Here is a 17,617-nt window from a genome sequence, read left to right on the forward strand (position 1 = left end):
ATGCTATCTCGCCTGGTCGAGCTGCGGCGGCGCGATCGGTTCGGCGGGCTCGAAATTCGGCTGATCGGTGCGGCCTGGTTGGGGGGTGACATTGACCTGCGGCGCTGGCGGCATGTCCGGCAGTCGCTCGGCAGGACGCGCGCCGGGCGCGAGGAAGCGGTTGCGGTTCTCCGCCCAGGCGCGCAGGCATGCCGGATCACGCGGACCGGCCTCGCCGAGCAACTGGCAGCGGATCAACTCGTCGCGCAACGGATCGGCCTGCACCTGATTTGTCCGGGCGGAAGGCCAAGCCTCGGGCGCTTCCTCTTTCCGGTTCATCTCGATCGCGGTTGCGGTGATCGCGACCGCCACGAATACGACGGCGCCAAGCCGGGCGAGCATCTTGCCGTCCATGGCCGCGCCCTCAGTTGCCGTTCGGGAACATGCGGGCGTTGCCCGGCTGATAGCCGGCGCCCGGCGTCAGGAAGCGGCGGCGCTGCTCACGGCCCTGTTCGGCCGCCGCCGCGCGTTCCGCTTCGGAGAGGCTCTGCGCACGGCCATTGGCGGCGACGACGGCGGTGAGATCGGCGAGTTGCTGTGCCTGCAGCGCAAGGAGCTGGTTGCCGGCCTGGCTCGCCTGCAGCGCGCCTGTCGCGCCCTGGCTCTGGCCGACCAGCGCCGACATCAGGGTCCGGTTGGTGTCGATGTTGCCGACAACGCCGGCCTGCACCCGCATGGCGTCCTGCAGGCCGCCGACGGTGTTCTGCCAGCGCTCGCGCGCGCCGGCGACGAGTTGCTGATCGGACGCCGACATCGAGGCATTGCCGTAGGTCGTGCGGAACGCCTGGTCGATATTCTGGACGTTGTAGGCGATGCGCTGCGCCTCACCGAGAAGTTGCTGGGTGCGCTGCACGGAATGCTGAAGCTGCTGGAGAGACGAGAATGGCAGGCTTGTAAGGTTGCGCGCCTGATTGATCAGACCGGTCGCTTCGTTCTGAATCGAGGTGATCTGGTTGTTGATCTGCTGAAGCGCACGCGTGGCGGTCAGAAGATTCTGTGCGTAGTTCGTGGGGTCGTAGACGATCCCTCCGAACTGCGCGAGGGCGGGCGCCGCCAGAAACGGGATCGTGGAAACGGATGCGGCGAGAAGCGCGGCGGTCATGCGCAATGCGCGCGAGCGGGAACGAACGGAACGGGTCATGGGCGTGCCTCCGGATCGGTTTGGGGGGTGATATTGGTGAGGTCGGCGACAAGGTCGGCGGCCCAGGCGAGCCGGTTTTCGGCAAGCCATTCGGCAAGGAATCCGTCCGTGCCGCTACGGGCGTGAACCGCGGCGATGAGCGCCTGGTGCTGCTTCGACGAAGCTGCACAGAGCGCGAGCGCCACATCCGACAGGCCCAGCTCGAACAGCCGGTTGCCGCGCCGCGACTGGCAGTAATAGTCACGCTTGGGCATTGCCCGCGCGAGGATCTCGATCTGGCGATCGTTGAGGCCGAACCGCCGATAGATGGCGGTGATCTGCGGCTCGATCGCCCGCTCATTCGGCAGGAGGATGCGGGTCTGGCAGCTTTCGATGATCGCCGGCGCGATCGCTGACCCGTCGATGTCCGAAAGCGATTGGGTGGCGAAGATGACGCTGGCGTTCTTCTTGCGCAGCGTCTTCAGCCACTCGCGGAGTTGACCAGCGAAGCCCTCGTCGTCGAGGGCAAGCCAGCCTTCATCGACGATCAGCAGCGTCGGCCGTCCGTCGAGGCGGTCCTCGATGCGGTGGAAGAGGTAGGCGAGCACAGCTGCGGCGGCGCCGGTGCCGATCAGCCCTTCGGTCTCGAAGACCTGAACATTGGCCTCGCCCAGATGCTCGGCTTCGGCGTCGAGCAGCCGCCCATAGGGACCGCCGACACAATAGGGCCGGAGCGCCTGCTTCAGGTCGTTGGACTGGAGCAGGACGGACAGACCCGTCAGAGTCCGTTCGCTGATGGGCGCAGAGGCCAGCGAGGACAATGCCGACCAGAGATGCTCCTTGACCTCGGGCGTCACCGGCACGCTCTCGCGCTCCAGGATCGCGACCAGCCAGTCGGAGGCCCAGGCACGCTCGGCGACATCGTCGATCCGCGCCAGCGGCTGAAGCAACACGCTGTCGTCGGACCCTTCGGTGAGGCCGCCGCCGAGATCGTGCCAGTCGCCGCGCATGGCGAGAGCTGCGGCCCGGATCGAGCCCCCAAAATCGAAGGCGAAGACCTGTGATTGCGGATAGCGCCGGAACTGTAGCGCCATCAGCGCCAGCAGCACGGACTTGCCGGCGCCGGTCGGACCGACGATCAGCGTATGGCCGACGTCGCCGACATGGATGGAAAGCCGGAACGGGGTCGAGCCTTCGGTCTTGCCGAACAGCAGTGGGGGTGCTGCGAAGTGTTCGTCCCGTTCCGGTCCCGCCCACACCGCAGACAGCGGAATCATGTGGGCGAGATTCAATGTGTTGATCGGCGGTTGCCGGACATTGGCGTAGACATGGCCGGGCAGCGAGCCGAGCCAGGCATCCACGGCGTTGATCGTCTCGGGCATCGCGGTGAAGTCGCGGCCCTGGATGACCTTTTCGACCATCCGCAGCTTCTCGGCGGCAATGCGCGGATCATCGTCCCAGACAGTGATCGTCGCCGTCACATAGGCCTGTCCCGCGTAGTCTGCGCCCAGCTCTTGAAGAGCCATGTCGGCGTCGGCAGCCTTGTTGGCGGCATCGGTGTCGACCAGCGCGGAGGCTTCGTTGGTCATCACCTCCTTGAGAATGGCGGCGATCGACTTGCGCTTGGCGAACCATTGCCGTCTGATCTTGGTCAGCAGCTTGGTGGCGTCGGTCTTGTCGAGCAGCACGGCGCGCGTCGACCAGCGATAGGGAAAGGCCAGCCGGTTCAGCTCGTCGAGGATGCCGGGCGTTGTCGCGGTGGGAAAGCCGACGATGGTGAGGATGCGCAGATGCGGGTCGCCCAGCCGGGGTTCGAGCCCGCCGGTCAGCGGTTGATCGGCCAGCAGCGCGTCGAGATACATCGGCGTTTCGGGCACGCGGACGCGATGCCGCTTCGTCGAGACGGTCGAGTGCAGATAGGTCAGCGTCTCGCCGTCATCGAGCCAGGCGCATTCCGGCATGAAGGCGTCGATGAGCTGGAGGATGCGATCGGTGCGATCGGCAAAGCCGCGCAGGATCTCATGCGCGTCAACGCCGGCGTGATCGCGGCCCTCGTAGAGCCAGGTCTCCGCGCGGGCGGCGTCCTCCGCCGGCGGCAGATAGAGGAAGGTCAGGAAGTAGCTGGATTCGAAATGCGCGCCGGCTTCCTCGAAATCGGCCTTGCGTTCGGCATCGACCAGGCCGGAGGCGCTGTCGGCGAACATGCTGGCCGGATAGGTGGCGGCGCCATGGCGCTGCGCCTCAACGAAGATCGCCCAGCCGGAGCCGAGGCGCCGGAACGCGTTATTGAGCCGGCCGGCGACAGCGACCAGCTCGGCCGGCACGGCACTGTCGAGGTCGGGGCCGCGGAAGCGGGCTGTGCGCTGCAGGCTGCCGTCCTTATTCAGGACGATGCCTTCGCCGACCAGAGCGACCCAGGGGAGGAAATCGGCGAGGCGGGTGTTGCGATTGCGATATTCAGCGAGGTTCATCATTGCCGTCGCTCCTCAGACCGAGAGATGGCCGGGAATGCGCAGATGCTTGCGCACGACCTCGACGAACTGCGGATCGCGCTTGGCCGCCCAGACGGCAGCAAAATGCCCCACGGCCCAAAGGCCGAGGCCGACCAGCCAGAGGCGCAGCCCGAGGCCGACCGCGGCGGCTAACGTGCCGTTGAGGATAGCGAGCGAGCGCGGCGCGCCGCCGAGCAGGATGTGCTCCGTCAGCGCCCGGTGGACCGGGACAGAGAAGCCCGGCAGTTCGCCGCCATGGTCCGAGCCGTTGGCCATCAGACGAGCGCCCCGCCGCCGAACGAGAAGAACGACAGGAAGAAGCTCGACGCCGCAAAAGCGATCGACAGGCCGAAGACGATCTGGATCAGCTTGCGGGCGCCGCCCGACGTGTCGCCGAAGGCGAGTGTCAGGCCGGTGATGATGATGATCATCACAGCGATGATCTTGGCGACCGGTCCCTCAATGGATTCGAGGATGGATTGCAGAGGCGCTTCCCAGGGCATCGACGAACCGGACGCGTGGGCGGCCGGCGCAAGCGCGAGCGTGAGGAAGGTGACGGACACCGCCGTTGCGACGTGGCGGCGGATGCGCAGAGCATGCTTAATCATGACGGGTCTCCTGTGAGGGGCTGGTGTGCGGGGGTGACGCGGTAGTCGCCGTCGGGGCCCAGGCCCTCGATGCGGGCGAGTTCGGCCAGGCGGCGCGATGCGCCCCGGCCCGAGAGGACGGCGACGAGATCGATCGTCTCGGCGATCAGCGCGCGCGGGACGGTGACGACGGCTTCCTGGATGAGCTGCTCCATGCGGCGCAGTGCGCCGATGGCGGTGCCCGCATGGATGGTCCCGACGCCGCCGGGATGGCCGGTGCCCCAGGCTTTCAGCAGATCGAGAGCCTCAGCCCCGCGCACTTCGCCGATCGGGATGCGGTCGGGGCGCAGGCGAAGCGAGGAGCGAACGAGATCGGAGAGCGAGGCGACGCCGTCCTTGGTCCGCATGGCGACGAGATTGGGTGCCGCGCATTGCAGCTCGCGGGTGTCTTCGATCAGGACGACGCGATCTGAGGTCTTCGAAACCTCGGCGAGCAGCGCGTTGGTGAGGGTTGTCTTGCCGGTGGAGGTGCCGCCGGCGACGAGGATGTTGCGATGGTCGGCGACGGCCTGCCGCAGCGTCTCGGCCTGACCTGCCGCCATGATCCCGGCGACGACATAATCGTCGAGCGTGAAAACAGCGACGGCGGGCTTGCGGATCGCGAAGGCCGGCGCGGACACCACGGGAGGCAACAGCCCCTCGAACCGCTCCCCCGTCTCGGGCAGCTCGGCCGAGACACGCGGGGCGCCCGGATGCACCTCGGCACCGACATGGTGGGCGACCAGGCGGATGATCCGCTCGCCGTCAGACGGCGACAGCAGCTCGCCCGTATCAGCCAGTCCCTCGGAAAGCCGGTCGACCCAGAGCCGCCCATCGGGGTTGAGCATCACCTCGACGATCGCGGGGTCTTCCAGATACTGGGCGATTGCGGGGCCGAGCGCGGTGCGCAGCATGCGCGCGCCGCGAAGGATCGCCTCCGATTTCTGGTGAGTGGCCGCCACGTCGTCCCCGTTCTCCTGCGGGTCCGCGAAGTGCGGCCCTGGATCGGGGATGAGTAGAAGAGGGAGAAATCATGGCCTGACAACAACCATAATGTGGTCGTCGTACTGTGGCGTACAAAGACAGGGAAACGGCGGAACGCAGGAATACTTGCGCCGTCCGACGTCGTGATTAATCCGTGTCGCGCGCGGGCGCGATGTCTTCTGAAATCTCTTGCCTGAGCTTCGGCCCCTGCGCGAGTCGACGGCCAAGTGCAGTGACGAACGCTTCGTAACGCTCGCCGGCTTTGGAGCGCGCCGCAGCTTGGGCGGGCTCTGGCAGCGGCGGGTTTGTCGTCAGCCAAAAGCGGACGAACACCGCCAGCGTTTCGACCGCTATGCCAAGGTCGCGCTCCATCCGCGCCATGCGCCGGTCGAGCTGATCGAGCCGTTTGGCCGTGACCGCTTCCTGGCGTTCGGCCGCATCGGGCGACAGGAAGGACGCGATGCCGGCTTCCGCGATCAGCGAGAGGGATTGATCGCGCCGGGCGGCATGCGCGGCGAGCGCCTTCATGACGTCCGGTTCGAGATAGACCGACAGCCGCTGCTTTTTCGGAGGCTTTGCCACAGTCGCCTCCTACAGCTCGATGCCGTCGCCGGGATCTAGGGACGCCTGGCGAGCCACCTGGCGCATGGTCTGGTTCATGCGCGAGAGACGTGCGGCGTCTTCATCGGCGTCGTCGCGGGGATCCATCTCGAACTCGTTCTCGATAGGTTTATTGATCTCGACTGGCTTCGCGCGGCTCAGCTCGGGCTGATGCCGGCGCTCGGAGTCGGTCGTATCCTCATCTTCCGATCCGCTCCCGCCGCCGGTAGCAGTCGCCCCGGGCGGTATTGCCGGAAGGGGGAGCGTGCTCCAGTCGTCGGGCCGGGCCGTTGTCGGTTTCACCAACGTCGGCGGCGTCAGGATGCGCTCCTGAAACCGGCGGTCCTCATAGTATTTGGCCTTCTTCGCGCGGATCGGCGGGGTTCCCGCCACCATGACGATCTCGTCGGCGGGCGGAAGCTGCATGATCTCGCCGGGTGTCATCAGTTGCCGGGCTGTTTCCGAGCGCGAGACCATCATGTGACCGAGCCAGGGCGAGAGGCGATGGCCGGCATAGTTCTTCATCGCTCGCATCTCGGTGGCGGTGCCGAGCGCATCGGAGACGCGCTTCGCGGTGCGTTCGTCATTGGTCGCGAAGCTGACGCGGACATGGCAGTTGTCGAGAATCGAGTTGTTCGGCCCGTAGGCCTTCTCGATCTGGTTCAGCGACTGGGCGATGAGGAAGGCTTTAAGGCCGTAGCCAGCCATGAAGGCGAGCGCACTCTCGAAGAAGTCGAGGCGGCCGAGCGCCGGAAACTCGTCGAGCATGAGCAGCAGCCGATGCCGGTTTCCCTTCGACTGCAAATCCTCGGTCAGGCGCCGGCCGACCTGATTGAGGATCAGGCGGATCAGCGGCTTGGTCCGGTTGATGTCCGAGGGCGGCACGACGAGGTAGAGCGTGGTCGGATGCTTGCTGCCGACGATATCGACGATGCGCCAGTCGCAGCGGCGCGTGACCTCGGCGACGACGGGGTCGCGATAGAGGCCGAGAAATGACATCGCGGTCGACAGCACGCCCGACCGCTCGTTGTCGGACTTATTCAGCAGTTCGCGTGCGGCGCTGGCGATCACGGGATGCGGGCCAGCCTCGCCGAGATGGGCCGTCTTCATCATGGCGGCGAGCGTCGACTCGATCGGCCGCTTCGGATCGGAGAGGAAGGCGGCGACGCCAGCCAAGGTCTTGTCGGCTTCTGCGTAGAGGACGTGCAGGATCGCGCCGACCAGCAGCGCATGGCTGGTTTTTTCCCAGTGATTCCGCTTCTCCAGCGAGCCTTCCGGATCGACGAGAATGTCGGCGATATTCTGCACGTCACGAACTTCCCACTCGCCGCGGCGCACCTCGAGCAACGGATTGTAGGCGGCCGACTTCGTATTGGTCGGATCGAACAGGAGCACGCGGCCGTGGCGGGCGCGATAGCCCGCCGTGAGTGTCCAGTTCTCCCCCTTGATGTCGTGGACGATGGCGGAGCCCGGCCAGGTCAGCAGTGACGGCACGACCAGGCCGACGCCCTTGCCGGATCGTGTGGGCGCGAAGCACAGAACATGCTCGGGACCGTCATGGCGGAGATAGTCGCGATCAAATTTGCCGAGGACGACGCCATCCATGCCCAGCAGGCCGGCGGCGCGGACTTCGCCGGCGCCAGCCCAGCGGGCGGAGCCGAAGGTCTCGGCGTTCTTGGCTTCACGCGCCCGCCAGACCGACATGCCGATCGCGACGGCGATGGAGATGAAGCCGCCGGACGCGGCGATATAGGCGCCCTCGATGAAGATCGGCGGGGCATAGGCATCGTAGAAATACCACCACCAGAAGAAGGCCGGCGGATAGTAGATCGGCCAGTCGGCCAGTTCGAACCATGGAAGTCCGAGCTGCGGCTGGAAGCCGAGACGGTAGGCCGTCCACTGCGTCGCCGCCCAGGTTGTCATCAGCACGATCAGGAAGACGGTGAGGATCTGGCCCCACAGGATTTTGGTCGCCGACATGCGGGCACTCCTTTCTTGGTTGGGCTACATGCCGAGGCCACGATTGCGGCCGAAACTCCAGTCGACGCCGCCGGCGCCGCGCGAAACGCCGGAGACGTGCTGACCGATCTGGCGTTCAAGGGTTGGCGACCAGGGCACGAGCTGGAAGCCGAGGCCGTCGTCGATCATGGCGAAGCGGCCGGAGGCGAGCGCGAAGCGCTGGCGATAGGTGCCTGCCACGTACTCGCCCGTCCCGGCCTTCGTGAACTGACGCCCGGTCTCGGCGGCGAGCTGCTCGCCCAGGGCCTCCACCTCGCGCTGGCGCAGCTTGTCGATCAGGCCCGGCGAGAAGCTGACACCGCGGGTTTGCCGCTCCGCGAGCCCCTGGCCGACGAGATGGTCGGCACGCCGGTCCATCGCTTGGCGCACCTCCGCGCCGAAGCCGCCGCCGCCGAGCGCGACGGGATCGCGGGCGATGGCTTGCCGATCGAGCCAGGTGGCGCCGGTCGCATTGACCTGCCGTTCGATGTCGAGATCGGAGCGGACCGCGAGCGCGACGCGGCGGCGGCCTTGCGCGTCATCGAACTTGCGCAGCTCGACGATCGAGCCCGGCGCGCTGTCCCCAGCGGCATCGAGGTCGGGCAACTTGATGTGGTGGGTCCGCCCATCGGTGCCATCGACGACGGCATAGGCGGTGCCCTTCAGCTCATCGTCGAGACCACGATCGACCAGCCGTCCGACGACGGGATCGTTGAGGCTCTCGCCGGCGAGCACGTAGCTGGCTGCGCCGCGCTCGATGCCGCGCTCGGTCAGGCCGCGATGGATGCGCTTGATGATGTCGCCGCGCTCGCCCAGCTCGCGCAGCGTTTCCTCGGCGTTCTCCGACACCATCCACTGGCCGGGGCCGACCTGATCGGCGAGACCGAGCGTCTCCAGCTTGCGCAGCCGGCCGACCTTCATCGCATGAAATTCGTCCGGTTGGCGGTCGGGGTGCGGGGCAAGGTCGATGACGCCGGTGCGATAGCTGTCGCGGGCAAGTTGCCGGTCGAGATTGGTCCAGCGCTCCGCCTCGATCTGCCGTTCAAGGTTGCGGCGGATCTCGTGATCGGTGCGCGGCCCCAGCTCCTGGGTGACGAGATCCTGCGCGCGAGCGCGCATGCCCTCCTTGATGTAGTCGCGGGAGATGACGAGGTCCTGGCCGTCATCGGTGCGGCCGCGCAGGATGATGTGGACGTGCGGGTTGTCGGTGTTCCAGTGATCGACGCCGACCCAGTCGAGCTTGGTTCCGAGGTCGTCTTCCATCTGGCCCATCAGATCGCGGGCGAAGGTCTTCAGGTCGGACATCTCCGTTGCGTCCTCGGGTGAGACGATGAAGCGAAAGTGATGGCGGTCATCCTGGGTGCGCTTGGCGAAGGCCTTGGGATCGGCGTCCTCGGTGTCCGGCCCAAACAGCTTGGCTTTCTCCCCATCCCGGGTGACACCCTCGCGCCGCAGATAGCTGAGGTGGGCAGAGAGCGGGGCGGCCCGCGCCGTATGACGGACGACGCGGGTCTTGATCACCGTGTTGCGCGATCGGCTAGTCAGGAGACGATTGGCCTGCACGGTCGCGCGCTGACCGCGGCCAAACCGCGAGCGGTTGCCCGAGCTGATCTTGCCGGAGCGTGAGACGCTGCCGCCGGCCCGCTGGGCGGCCGCGAGCGCCTGCGCGATGAAGGGCCGCGCCTGCTGTGCGCGGGTGGAGCGGATGCGGCCCGGCCGGATGCGGAAATCGTCCTCTCCGCTCATGGCCGCGATCCCGCACATCGCGCAATCGCGCGGAAATCCTTAACGAAATGGCGAATGCGCAGGCTGCGCCGATCAGGCGCACCTCGCGCAAATACTCTGTAAGTTCCTGAAAACACACGACCGCACCAAGCCGCACATCGCGCGCTTTTATCTCGCCATCGTGCGGTTGTGTTGCCTGCTCCTCCTCCCCGGACCGCCTTCTGTCCGCCAGAGCCCGCCATTCCCCGATCCGGTGCGAACGCCGTCATCGGGGGCTTTCTGATGCATTGCGAGCCACGAACAGCCCATCGGTGCGTGGCGCAATCGCGTTTGGATCGCGCGCCGGGGCTGGCGTTGTTGCTTCATCCGGTGCGCTTTCACGTTGCACCGGAGCGACGGTCATGCTGCTCGATGGCTGCACGACGAAGAGCGGCGCACGGGTCCAGGCGAGCGGATCGGCGGCCGCCACCACGACGGGGGAGACCATCTCGCCGCCACCGACGACGGGTCCGAGCATGGCGACATAGGTGCGCGTTTCGGCGGGCAATGGGCGTCCGGCGAGAGACTCTTCGTAGCGCCCAGGCCCAGCATTGTAAGCCGCGAGGAAGCCCGGCGAACCGTAGCGGTCGTGCATCTCGCGCAGATACGCCGCGCCCGCCAGGATGTTGTCGCGCGGATCGTAAGGGTTCGCCCCGAGGCCGTGACGGGCGCGAAGGCTGGCCCAGGTGGCCGGCATGATTTGCATCAGCCCCATCGCGCCGGCCGAGGAGATGGCGCGCACATCACTGGCGCTTTCAACGCGCATGACGGCGCGAATCCACGCTTCGGGAATGCCGAACCGTTGCGCCGCTTCGGTGATGAAGGCGGCGTAGGGATCGGCGCGCGACGGGCGATCGGCGGGCATCTCCTGCGCAGCGGCGGGCGCGAGCGGCGCGGCGAGGAGCAGGCCGGAAAGGAGAAGGAAGGCTGCGCGTCGGAGGGCGATCCTCCCTCCGACGACAGGTTGCGACCGGATGACGGGCATCGCTTTAGTCCCGCTCGCCGCGCTTCGGCGGGCGGTTCCAATGCAAGCCCCAGCCGGATTTATCATCGGCCGACTGGAAGAGATTGGCGCGGATTGGATGACCGAAGGTCGGATCGTCGATCTGCAGCGAGACGTAATCGCCGGCCTTCTCGCCGGTACGCTTCCAACCCGCGCCGATCTCGGCGCCGGGTTCGTTGTTCATACCGTCGAAGACATGAACGCGGAAATCCGGCGCATTCTCGGCATCGGAGGCCTCGGCCGGAATGATGATGATGTCCTGCTGCAACAAGAGCGTTTGCAAATGGCCGATGAAGCCGGAATCGTCGCGCGTGAATTGACCGATCAGGGACATGATTTTCTCCGTGGCTGTGCGGTGGACAAGGTCATGGGCGTGCCGTCACCGCGTCGGCGCGCGCCAGACGAAGCGGCCATCGCCGACCTCGTCGGTGTAGAGCGGGGTGGCCCGGCCAATGACCGAGCTGGCGGGGAGCGGACCGAAGTAGCGGCCGTCGAGGCTGTCGCGGACTTCCCAGTTCATCAGGAACAGCTCACCGTCCGCGACCACGCGGCAGCCTTGCCAGATCGGCAATGGTCGGCCGCGACGGTCGTGGTCCAGCGCATCGCCCATCGGCACGGCATCGACCGTGATGGCGAGCCCTGTTCTGCACACGCGCTGCCCGGGAAGCGCCGCGACGTGCTTCATGAGAGGCACGCCGCGCGGCAGATATCCGCCGTCCGAGAGGAAGGTCGCGAGCGGCTCGGGCGCGCGGACTGCGACCAGATCGGTAACGTCCAGCCGGCCAGGTGCGCCGATCGCGTACAGGCCGATCGACGTGCTCGCCGAAGCATTCCAGATCAGCTTCGGCGCGAACGAGGCGATCGACGCGATGCCGAGCAGCGACACGGCGGCCGTCGTGACCAAGGCATAGGCGAGCCGCGTCATGCGCCAATCTCCCGGCGCAGAATGAAGGCGCGGTGCTGCTGCGCATCGTAGGCGCGCGGGGCTTCGCCGACGGTCAGCCGGTTATGGACATGACGCCAGTGATCCGGTGAAACCTCGATCGCATCGATGCCGCGCGCCTCGATCGCATCGATGAGCTGGAGCACGCGCTCCACCTTCGGCCAGCCATCGGCGCGCAGCAGGATGTCGCCACCGGGGCGCACGAATGGCAGGGTCTGACAGTGCTCACCGGCATTCACGGCGCGGACGATGTCGAGGCGCGACAGCGCGGTGCCGTAATCGTTGGAAGTCCAGCGAACGAAGGCGAAGACGCTGTTCGGTGCGAACGACACGACGCGTCGACGGCGGTCGAGGATTTGTTCGGCTGTCTCAAGGCCGAACCTGATCCAGAACTCGATCTTCTTCTCAATCCACGTCAGCTCGACATGGGTCAGGGCATCGGCGGCAAGCGCACTCGGCAAGCCGCTGCGCACCGATGCGTGGGCGACGCCGATCATTGTGGATCTCCTTCGCTGTGTGGGAATTCGCGCTCGAACAGGGCGCGCAGCATGTCGGCGACGGTCTGTCCGCGCTGGAAGGCTGCGATCTTGATCCGGCCGCGCATGTCGGCGGTGACGTCGATCGTCAGTCGGGCAGCGAAGTCGGCCGCGGGCTCCGCACGCGGCGATGGCCGGTCTGGCGCCTTGATCCAGCTTTCCGGGTCCGCCGGCCGAGCGGCGAAGCTGCGTTTCGGGGATCGCTCGCTCATACGCCGATCCTCGCGACTTCGGCGGCGAGTGCGGCGATCTCCCGCGCGGCAGGCGAGGTGTCGTCCTGCTCGGCGGCGAGCCGTCCGGTCTGAACGACATCGGCGAAAGCGATGCGCTGGCCGATGGTTGTCAGGAGCGGCGGCGGGTCATGATCGGCCAGCGTCTCGGCGGTCTCCCGGGCGAGCACTGTGCGCGCCGCGCAGCGGTTCAGCACGAACCGGGCTTTCAGGTCCGGGCGGTAGATCCGCGCTTCGTTGAGCAGCGTCAGCATCTCGGCCGACGCCCAGCCGTCGAGCGGCGATGGCTGGACGGGGATCAGCACGAGGTCGGCGGCCAGCAGCGCCGAGCGCATTAGCCCGGCGACACGCGGCGGTCCGTCGATGACGACGTGATCGACGTCGCGCGCCAGCTCCGGCGCTTCGCGGTGGAGCGTATCGCGCGCCAGGCCGACGACACCGAACAGCCGTTCCAATCCCTCCCGGCTGCGTTGCTGCGACCAGTCCAGCGCCGAGCCTTGTGGATCGGCGTCGATCAGCGTCACGCGCTTGCCATTGCGCGCCCATTCGCCGGCGAGATGCAGGGCGAGCGTCGTCTTGCCGACGCCGCCCTTCTGGTTGAGGAGCGCGACGATCATGACGGTCTCCCGGCGATCGGGGACTCGTCCACAGCCGTCGAAAAACGGACTTCCGTTAGAAAGATTCCGTAGGAATCTAGGTTAGATAAGTTACTGGGCTCGCAAGGCGCTGATTTAGCGCGATGAATCGGCGATTTCGGTCCCCGATAGCACGAGAGTCCGGTCCCCGATGGCACGATAGTGCCGGTCCCTGATAGCACGAGATGATTCACAGCTTATCCCCAGGGCGAGTTGTCGAGCGGCGACGTCGGCGCGGGATGCCGAGAGCGTCGGGATCGGTGGGTACGAAGGACAGGATTTCGGGGCCGCCGACGCATTGCTCGATGGTCAGGCGGTAGCCAGGTAGCGGCTGGCGGCGGACGATGTCGCGCAGGTCGTAGGCGAAGTGCTTGAGCGGCGAGAGGCTGCCGGACTTGGCGTGGAGATGCGGGAAATCGAAGCTCCAGCCGAACTCCTGTTTGCCGCCATGCTTGCGCACGAGGCGATAGAGCCAGCGCTCCAGGCCGCCGGTCAGCCCGAAATAGTTGCGGTCGATGGTCAGCACCAAAGCATCGTCGAGCACCGCGCCGTAGAACCAGTCGGGCAGGATCAGTTCGAGCCCGAGCGGCCGGCCGCGGTGATCGGCGCGCTCCTTCCACTCGTTGATCCAGGAGAAGCGGTGCATCCGCCGCTCGGTCGGCTGGCGGATCGAGGTCGCGATGGTGGTGGATTGAAGCCGGTCGAGCGCGGCCTTCAGCCGGTCGTAATCGCGCAGCGAGACGCCGCGTCCGATGAAGTTCAGGATCTCATAGGGCGTTGTCGCCATGAGGCGAGACGGGCGCAGGCCGACGTCGCGCGCTTCGACGATCTGCGAGGCCGCCCAGATGAGCACGTCAGCGTCCCAGATGGTGGCCATGCCATGCTCGGCGACGGCCTCGACCCTGATGACGACCGAGCCCGCCTTGAAGTCGATCGGCGCCAGGCGCTTCGACTTGGCGAGCGAGAAGAACGGATAGGCCATCAGGTCCTGCGCATCGCGTGGCGCGAGATCGCCGGGGAGCGCTCGGAACAGATCGAGCTGCGCGCGTTCGTCGTGGTGATGCGGGCGGGACGACATGGCCGGACGCCTCAGCGCGGCTGGCGGCCGGCGAAGCGGCGGTCCGCAGGCTCTTGCCTCTTGGCGGGCAGCACCGTGCCGCGCGGATCGGATGTCGAGCTGACAAGGCCGCGATCCGCCCAGGTCTGGAGATCGTCGATGGCGTAGACGACTCGGCCGCCGAGCTTCCGGTAAGCCGGACCGGTGCCGTAGGTCCGGTGCTTCTCAAGCGTGCGCTCGGACAGTCCGAGGAAGCGAGCGGCTTCCTGCGTTCGCAGGTAGCGTGGCGGAATGCCGGCGGTAGTTTCGGCCATTGTCGAGCCTCCATGGTCTCGTTGGGGGCCGCTGCCGTCAGGCGGCGGTTCGAGAGCACGGTGGCGTGAAGACGGTGGGTCGGACGATGTCGAAGATAGAAAGCTAATTTCGACACGCCCCAGCCGGCCGAAGGCAGGCTATGATCGGCGGGGTCGGCGCAGGAGGGAGCGGTAACCGCCTTCGACGAGTTTCACGCCGTCGCGCACGAGCCGGATCGTTGTTTCACGAACCGAGTTTCCGACCCAGGATTGCGCGTCGATCTGGTATCCAAGGAAAAGGGTTTCGCCGATGGCGCGATAGGTCTCACCCGCATAGTGCGCGTCGACCGCTTGGAGCATCCTTCGCATTCGCTGGCGTCGTGGCGTGGTCAGGCGATCGTCGGGTGGGGTTTTCTGCCTGCACATCGTCGACCAGAAACGGTCGATCGCCTGGAGCCGATCCGGCGTGATGTCGTCGAGTATGACGACGACGGCGAGCGGTCCGTGGCCGGCTTCGCCATGAAAAGCCATGTCGAACATCTCGCCACCGGCGGCGAGACGAAGAGTCCCGTCGGCAGCAAGAGGAGTAGAGGAAATTTGTTCGCTAGTTACCCCTGTGCCAGCGGGCGATGCTGGTGACGGAACGAGGAGAAGTTTGAACGGATCGGCGGTAAGGGTCCAGGAGATAGCCGTAGTCAACGCACTGAGGGCAGGGTCTATAGCGAAAAGATAACCCCCAGCGATCGGATAACGCCTGCGCTTTGTCCGGAGCGAGATGCCCTAAGCGCTGAAGTTCTGAATATTCGCGGCGGTAGTCGTGGTTTCTCCGCAAAAACTCCCACGCGATATCTGGCGCATTCAGACCATCAATATAGTCATACGCCGAGCCAGTTCTCCAACTTCCTTCCTCAGACATGCTTTTACTCTCCTGTCGCGCCTCTCTGGGGCGAGCAATGCGGAGAGCACGATTCCAAGTTGTCTTTGGCTTGGGAAGTTCGAAGGTGGCGCAACGTGATGCGGCTTCCGCATCACCGTCGGATCAGTGGTAGCTCGACCGGACCAGATGGCGAAAGCCGTTCTCGGTCATCCATTTCGCGCGGGCCAGGTGGGTGGTGTAGACGCGCGCAGCCCGCTGGGCATCTTTGTCAGGGTCGAGGCCGAATATAACGGTCACCGCTTCTTCCCAGCACGCACCATTGGCCTCGGCATCCAGCAGTCGCAGATAGGTTTTCAGGTGCTCGCGGTCATAGGGCGTGAGCACCGAGCTATCGGGCGGCTGGTCTAGGAAATCTGTCTTGGTCACACCGGTCCCCTGAAGTCATTCTTATCCATTCCGGTGGAATTTGTTAACCGTGTGTCGGGTGCATCGCAGCAAAATCGGCACTGGTGATGGCAACGGCGTACCGAAGGCATGCGGTTGGCAAGGGAGACGTTATCGCTTGTCGATTTTTCCACGAACCACCATCACACCTTCGCCTTGGTCGGTGGTCAGGAGGAGGATGCCGTTGCCTTCAAGCGCCCGACGCACCTGATCGCGCGTGGTCTCATACACCTCGAGCCCGCTTGCGGATTCGAGGCGCTTCAGCGCGGTCAGTGATACCTGGGCCTTGTCAGCGAGCGTCTCCTGATTCCATCCAAGCAACGCGCGTGCGGCCCGCGATTGTCGGGCGGTGATCATGCATGATCACCTCCCACTCGGACATACGCGCACACCAGAACTACGACTATAATAGTCGTTCTTGCGGGCCGATGCTACCTCATACTGCCTTTGCGGGGTGGCCTAGCAGTCAGTGGAACGCAAACTGATTCGGTCGCCCGACAAGCGATCGGCCCCGCCCGGACTGTCCGGGCGGGGCGTCGCGCTGGCCTCACTCGCCGTTGCGGCGGTTCGGGCGGGACCAGATGAGGCTGAAGCCTTCACTTTCCTCGTCGTCGAAGAGGTTGGCGTAGATCGGGGCGTTGAAGCTGGGGTCGTCGAGCTTCAGGCCCAGATAGGCGCGGCCCTCGTTGGAGGTCTTGGACCAGGCGGCGCCGATCTCGGCGCGGCCGACGAAGATGCGGTGGCTGGGGGCGTTCTCGCCGGTGGCGCGGGCATCGGGGACGATGCGGACGTTCTTGGTCTGGAGGCTGAGGGTGACGATTTCGCCGGTGAACTCGTTGTTGCCGGTCTTCTTGAAGGTGCCGATGGTCGCCATGGTAGTTCTCCTTGAACTCTGTTCCGAGCCCGCACCATTGCGGCCTCGATGGCGATCGACAGGCCGGAGGCGATTGACGGCGCACCCCGCAGGGGCCTGACAGCAAAGGAGGGACTTTCTTGTCTCGCGAGGAATGACGGCGCAGCCGGCAGGGGATGAAAGTTTCGACGCCGCTGTTGCGGCATAGGCGATCGAGGCGCAGCCGACCTTCGGCCAGATCAGCCCATTGAAGAGGCCGTGTTGGAGCGGTCGACCTGACAGAGACGCATTACAGGAGAACGTGGCGCCCATCTTCGACCGACATGACCGTGGTCACATCGAGCGATCGCAATGTCACCCGGCAACGTCAAACCAAATGTCCGCCGGCTTCCCGCACGGACGCGCGAGATCGCACGCTATCGCCACTCGCAACGCTGGCAGTGCTGTCACCGCGCCGCTTCCAGTACCGCTTTTCGAGAGGATGGCACCCCAGTCTGGGCTAGCCGTGGACCCCAGCTTCAACGCCATGCAAGCGCACCCTACAGACGAGGAGGGCGAGCGAGAGGTAAGCATCAGCTCCTGTCCTGCAGCCGCGGGTGACGATATCAGGCGCGCGCGATGTTTTGCCCGGTCGGCCCGGGCGCGGCCATCGCTGTCACCCGGATCAGCGCCGTGATGCCAACGGCGATTGCGCCGATGACGGAGAAGACGATCTGCCAGGTGTCGGAGGGCATGGTGTGTTTCACGATGCCATGCGTCGCGTGGTAGCCGGCGAGCGCCGCGGGTGCGACGAACGCTAGGGCGATCGCGAGGCGTATCCAGAGCGGACGGATGAAGGCGAGCAGAAACTGACCGAGGCCCAAAGTCAGTGCGGCGGCGGCGAGGCCGACGACGATCGCGCCGAGCCAGCCGGCGCCGGTCTGATAGGTCCATGTCCCGGCGCTGACGCCCGCGAAGAACGGCAGCGCGAAGACAGCCAGCGTGAACAAAAGCCAGCACAGGCCGCCGATCGCGGCGATGCTGGCGAGGATACCGATAAAGATCATGGCGGTGGTCTCCGTGAGATAAAGGTCTGACGGTCGCGCCTCCACCACCACCACGGCGCGATCTGAAGTATAGCGGA

Annotated in this window: 23 protein-coding genes; all 23 read right to left on the reverse strand. The window is 66.0% G+C overall.

Annotated features, from left to right (window positions below):
• Positions 1 to 3 precede the first annotated feature (3 nt).
• The 23 genes from trbK-alt to C1T17_RS06830 all read right to left on the reverse strand — a co-directional run bounded on the left by trbK-alt (position 4) and on the right by C1T17_RS06830 (position 17,540).
• A complete protein-coding gene (gene trbK-alt, locus C1T17_RS06725) occupies positions 4 to 393 on the reverse strand; it encodes a putative entry exclusion protein TrbK-alt (protein ID WP_104952784.1) in 390 nt (129 codons plus the stop codon).
• A gap of 10 nt (positions 394 to 403) precedes the next feature.
• A complete protein-coding gene (gene trbJ / locus C1T17_RS06730; RefSeq protein WP_104952785.1) occupies positions 404 to 1,180 on the reverse strand; it encodes a P-type conjugative transfer protein TrbJ in 777 nt (258 codons plus the stop codon).
• Positions 1,177 to 3,633, reverse strand: a complete 2,457-nt coding sequence (gene trbE, locus C1T17_RS06735; RefSeq protein WP_104952786.1) for a conjugal transfer protein TrbE — start codon at positions 3,631 to 3,633, stop codon at positions 1,177 to 1,179. The genes trbJ and trbE overlap by 4 nt, the downstream gene beginning before the upstream one ends.
• Before the next feature lie 12 nt (positions 3,634 to 3,645).
• Complete coding sequence (locus C1T17_RS06740; protein ID WP_104952787.1) at positions 3,646 to 3,927, reverse strand: VirB3 family type IV secretion system protein; 282 nt, start codon at positions 3,925 to 3,927, stop codon at positions 3,646 to 3,648.
• Positions 3,927 to 4,259: a TrbC/VirB2 family protein gene (locus C1T17_RS06745; protein ID WP_104952788.1), complete on the reverse strand. Its 333-nt coding sequence runs from the start codon at positions 4,257 to 4,259 to the stop codon at positions 3,927 to 3,929. Before C1T17_RS06745 ends, C1T17_RS06740 begins: the two co-directional genes overlap by 1 nt.
• A complete protein-coding gene (trbB, locus tag C1T17_RS06750; protein WP_104952789.1) occupies positions 4,256 to 5,239 on the reverse strand; it encodes a P-type conjugative transfer ATPase TrbB in 984 nt (327 codons plus the stop codon). Before trbB ends, C1T17_RS06745 begins: the two co-directional genes overlap by 4 nt.
• Before the next feature lie 169 nt (positions 5,240 to 5,408).
• A complete protein-coding gene (locus C1T17_RS06755; protein ID WP_104952790.1) occupies positions 5,409 to 5,843 on the reverse strand; it encodes a CopG family transcriptional regulator in 435 nt (144 codons plus the stop codon).
• A 9-nt stretch (positions 5,844 to 5,852) separates the two neighbouring features.
• Positions 5,853 to 7,841 carry a conjugal transfer protein TraG gene (locus tag C1T17_RS06760; RefSeq protein WP_104952791.1) on the reverse strand — a complete coding sequence of 663 codons (1,989 nt, stop codon included), beginning with the start codon at positions 7,839 to 7,841 and terminating at the stop codon, positions 5,853 to 5,855.
• A 24-nt stretch (positions 7,842 to 7,865) separates the two neighbouring features.
• Entirely contained in the window at positions 7,866 to 9,605 is a 1,740-nt protein-coding gene (locus C1T17_RS06765) for a relaxase/mobilization nuclease domain-containing protein (RefSeq protein WP_104955049.1), read from the reverse strand.
• A gap of 244 nt (positions 9,606 to 9,849) precedes the next feature.
• Positions 9,850 to 10,608, reverse strand: a complete 759-nt coding sequence (locus C1T17_RS06770) for a lytic transglycosylase domain-containing protein (RefSeq protein ID WP_104952792.1) — start codon at positions 10,606 to 10,608, stop codon at positions 9,850 to 9,852.
• A gap of 4 nt (positions 10,609 to 10,612) precedes the next feature.
• Positions 10,613 to 10,960 carry a DUF736 domain-containing protein gene (locus tag C1T17_RS06775; RefSeq protein WP_104952793.1) on the reverse strand — a complete coding sequence of 116 codons (348 nt, stop codon included), beginning with the start codon at positions 10,958 to 10,960 and terminating at the stop codon, positions 10,613 to 10,615.
• Between the two features lie 45 nt (positions 10,961 to 11,005).
• Positions 11,006 to 11,551, reverse strand: coding sequence for a S26 family signal peptidase (locus tag C1T17_RS06780; protein WP_104952794.1), 546 nt, complete (start codon positions 11,549 to 11,551; stop codon positions 11,006 to 11,008).
• Entirely contained in the window at positions 11,548 to 12,066 is a 519-nt protein-coding gene (locus C1T17_RS06785) for a DUF2840 domain-containing protein (RefSeq protein ID WP_104952795.1), read from the reverse strand. Before C1T17_RS06785 ends, C1T17_RS06780 begins: the two co-directional genes overlap by 4 nt.
• Positions 12,063 to 12,317 (reverse strand): hypothetical protein, encoded by a 255-nt coding sequence (locus tag C1T17_RS06790; RefSeq protein ID WP_104952796.1) that lies wholly within the window; start codon positions 12,315 to 12,317, stop codon positions 12,063 to 12,065. The genes C1T17_RS06785 and C1T17_RS06790 overlap by 4 nt, the downstream gene beginning before the upstream one ends.
• A complete protein-coding gene (gene parA, locus C1T17_RS06795; protein ID WP_104952797.1) occupies positions 12,314 to 12,952 on the reverse strand; it encodes a ParA family partition ATPase in 639 nt (212 codons plus the stop codon). Before parA ends, C1T17_RS06790 begins: the two co-directional genes overlap by 4 nt.
• 208 nt (positions 12,953 to 13,160) lie before the next feature.
• Complete coding sequence (locus C1T17_RS06800) at positions 13,161 to 14,048, reverse strand: replication initiator protein A (RefSeq protein WP_104952798.1); 888 nt, start codon at positions 14,046 to 14,048, stop codon at positions 13,161 to 13,163.
• Between the two features lie 11 nt (positions 14,049 to 14,059).
• On the reverse strand, positions 14,060 to 14,341 hold the full coding sequence (locus tag C1T17_RS06805) for a helix-turn-helix transcriptional regulator (RefSeq protein WP_104952799.1): 282 nt from the start codon (positions 14,339 to 14,341) through the stop codon (positions 14,060 to 14,062).
• 138 nt (positions 14,342 to 14,479) lie between these two features.
• Positions 14,480 to 15,019, reverse strand: coding sequence for a DUF2285 domain-containing protein (locus C1T17_RS06810; RefSeq protein WP_223262839.1), 540 nt, complete (start codon positions 15,017 to 15,019; stop codon positions 14,480 to 14,482).
• Entirely contained in the window at positions 14,925 to 15,236 is a 312-nt protein-coding gene (locus tag C1T17_RS22100; RefSeq protein WP_223262840.1) for a transcriptional regulator domain-containing protein, read from the reverse strand. The genes C1T17_RS06810 and C1T17_RS22100 overlap by 95 nt, the downstream gene beginning before the upstream one ends.
• 123 nt (positions 15,237 to 15,359) lie before the next feature.
• Positions 15,360 to 15,623 (reverse strand): DNA -binding domain-containing protein, encoded by a 264-nt coding sequence (locus C1T17_RS06815; protein ID WP_189338531.1) that lies wholly within the window; start codon positions 15,621 to 15,623, stop codon positions 15,360 to 15,362.
• A gap of 129 nt (positions 15,624 to 15,752) precedes the next feature.
• Positions 15,753 to 15,998 (reverse strand): hypothetical protein, encoded by a 246-nt coding sequence (locus C1T17_RS06820; RefSeq protein ID WP_104952800.1) that lies wholly within the window; start codon positions 15,996 to 15,998, stop codon positions 15,753 to 15,755.
• A 190-nt stretch (positions 15,999 to 16,188) separates the two neighbouring features.
• The gene (locus tag C1T17_RS06825) at positions 16,189 to 16,515 is read right to left on the reverse strand and encodes a DUF736 domain-containing protein (RefSeq protein WP_104952801.1); all 327 of its coding nucleotides are present in this window, start codon (positions 16,513 to 16,515) and stop codon (positions 16,189 to 16,191) included.
• Between the two features lie 584 nt (positions 16,516 to 17,099).
• Positions 17,100 to 17,540 carry a hypothetical protein gene (locus C1T17_RS06830; protein WP_104952802.1) on the reverse strand — a complete coding sequence of 147 codons (441 nt, stop codon included), beginning with the start codon at positions 17,538 to 17,540 and terminating at the stop codon, positions 17,100 to 17,102.
• Positions 17,541 to 17,617: the final 77 nt, after the last annotated feature.

It is taken from the genome of Sphingobium sp. SCG-1 (genome assembly GCF_002953135.1).
In the GTDB taxonomy this organism is placed as follows: Bacteria; Pseudomonadota; Alphaproteobacteria; order Sphingomonadales; family Sphingomonadaceae; genus Sphingobium.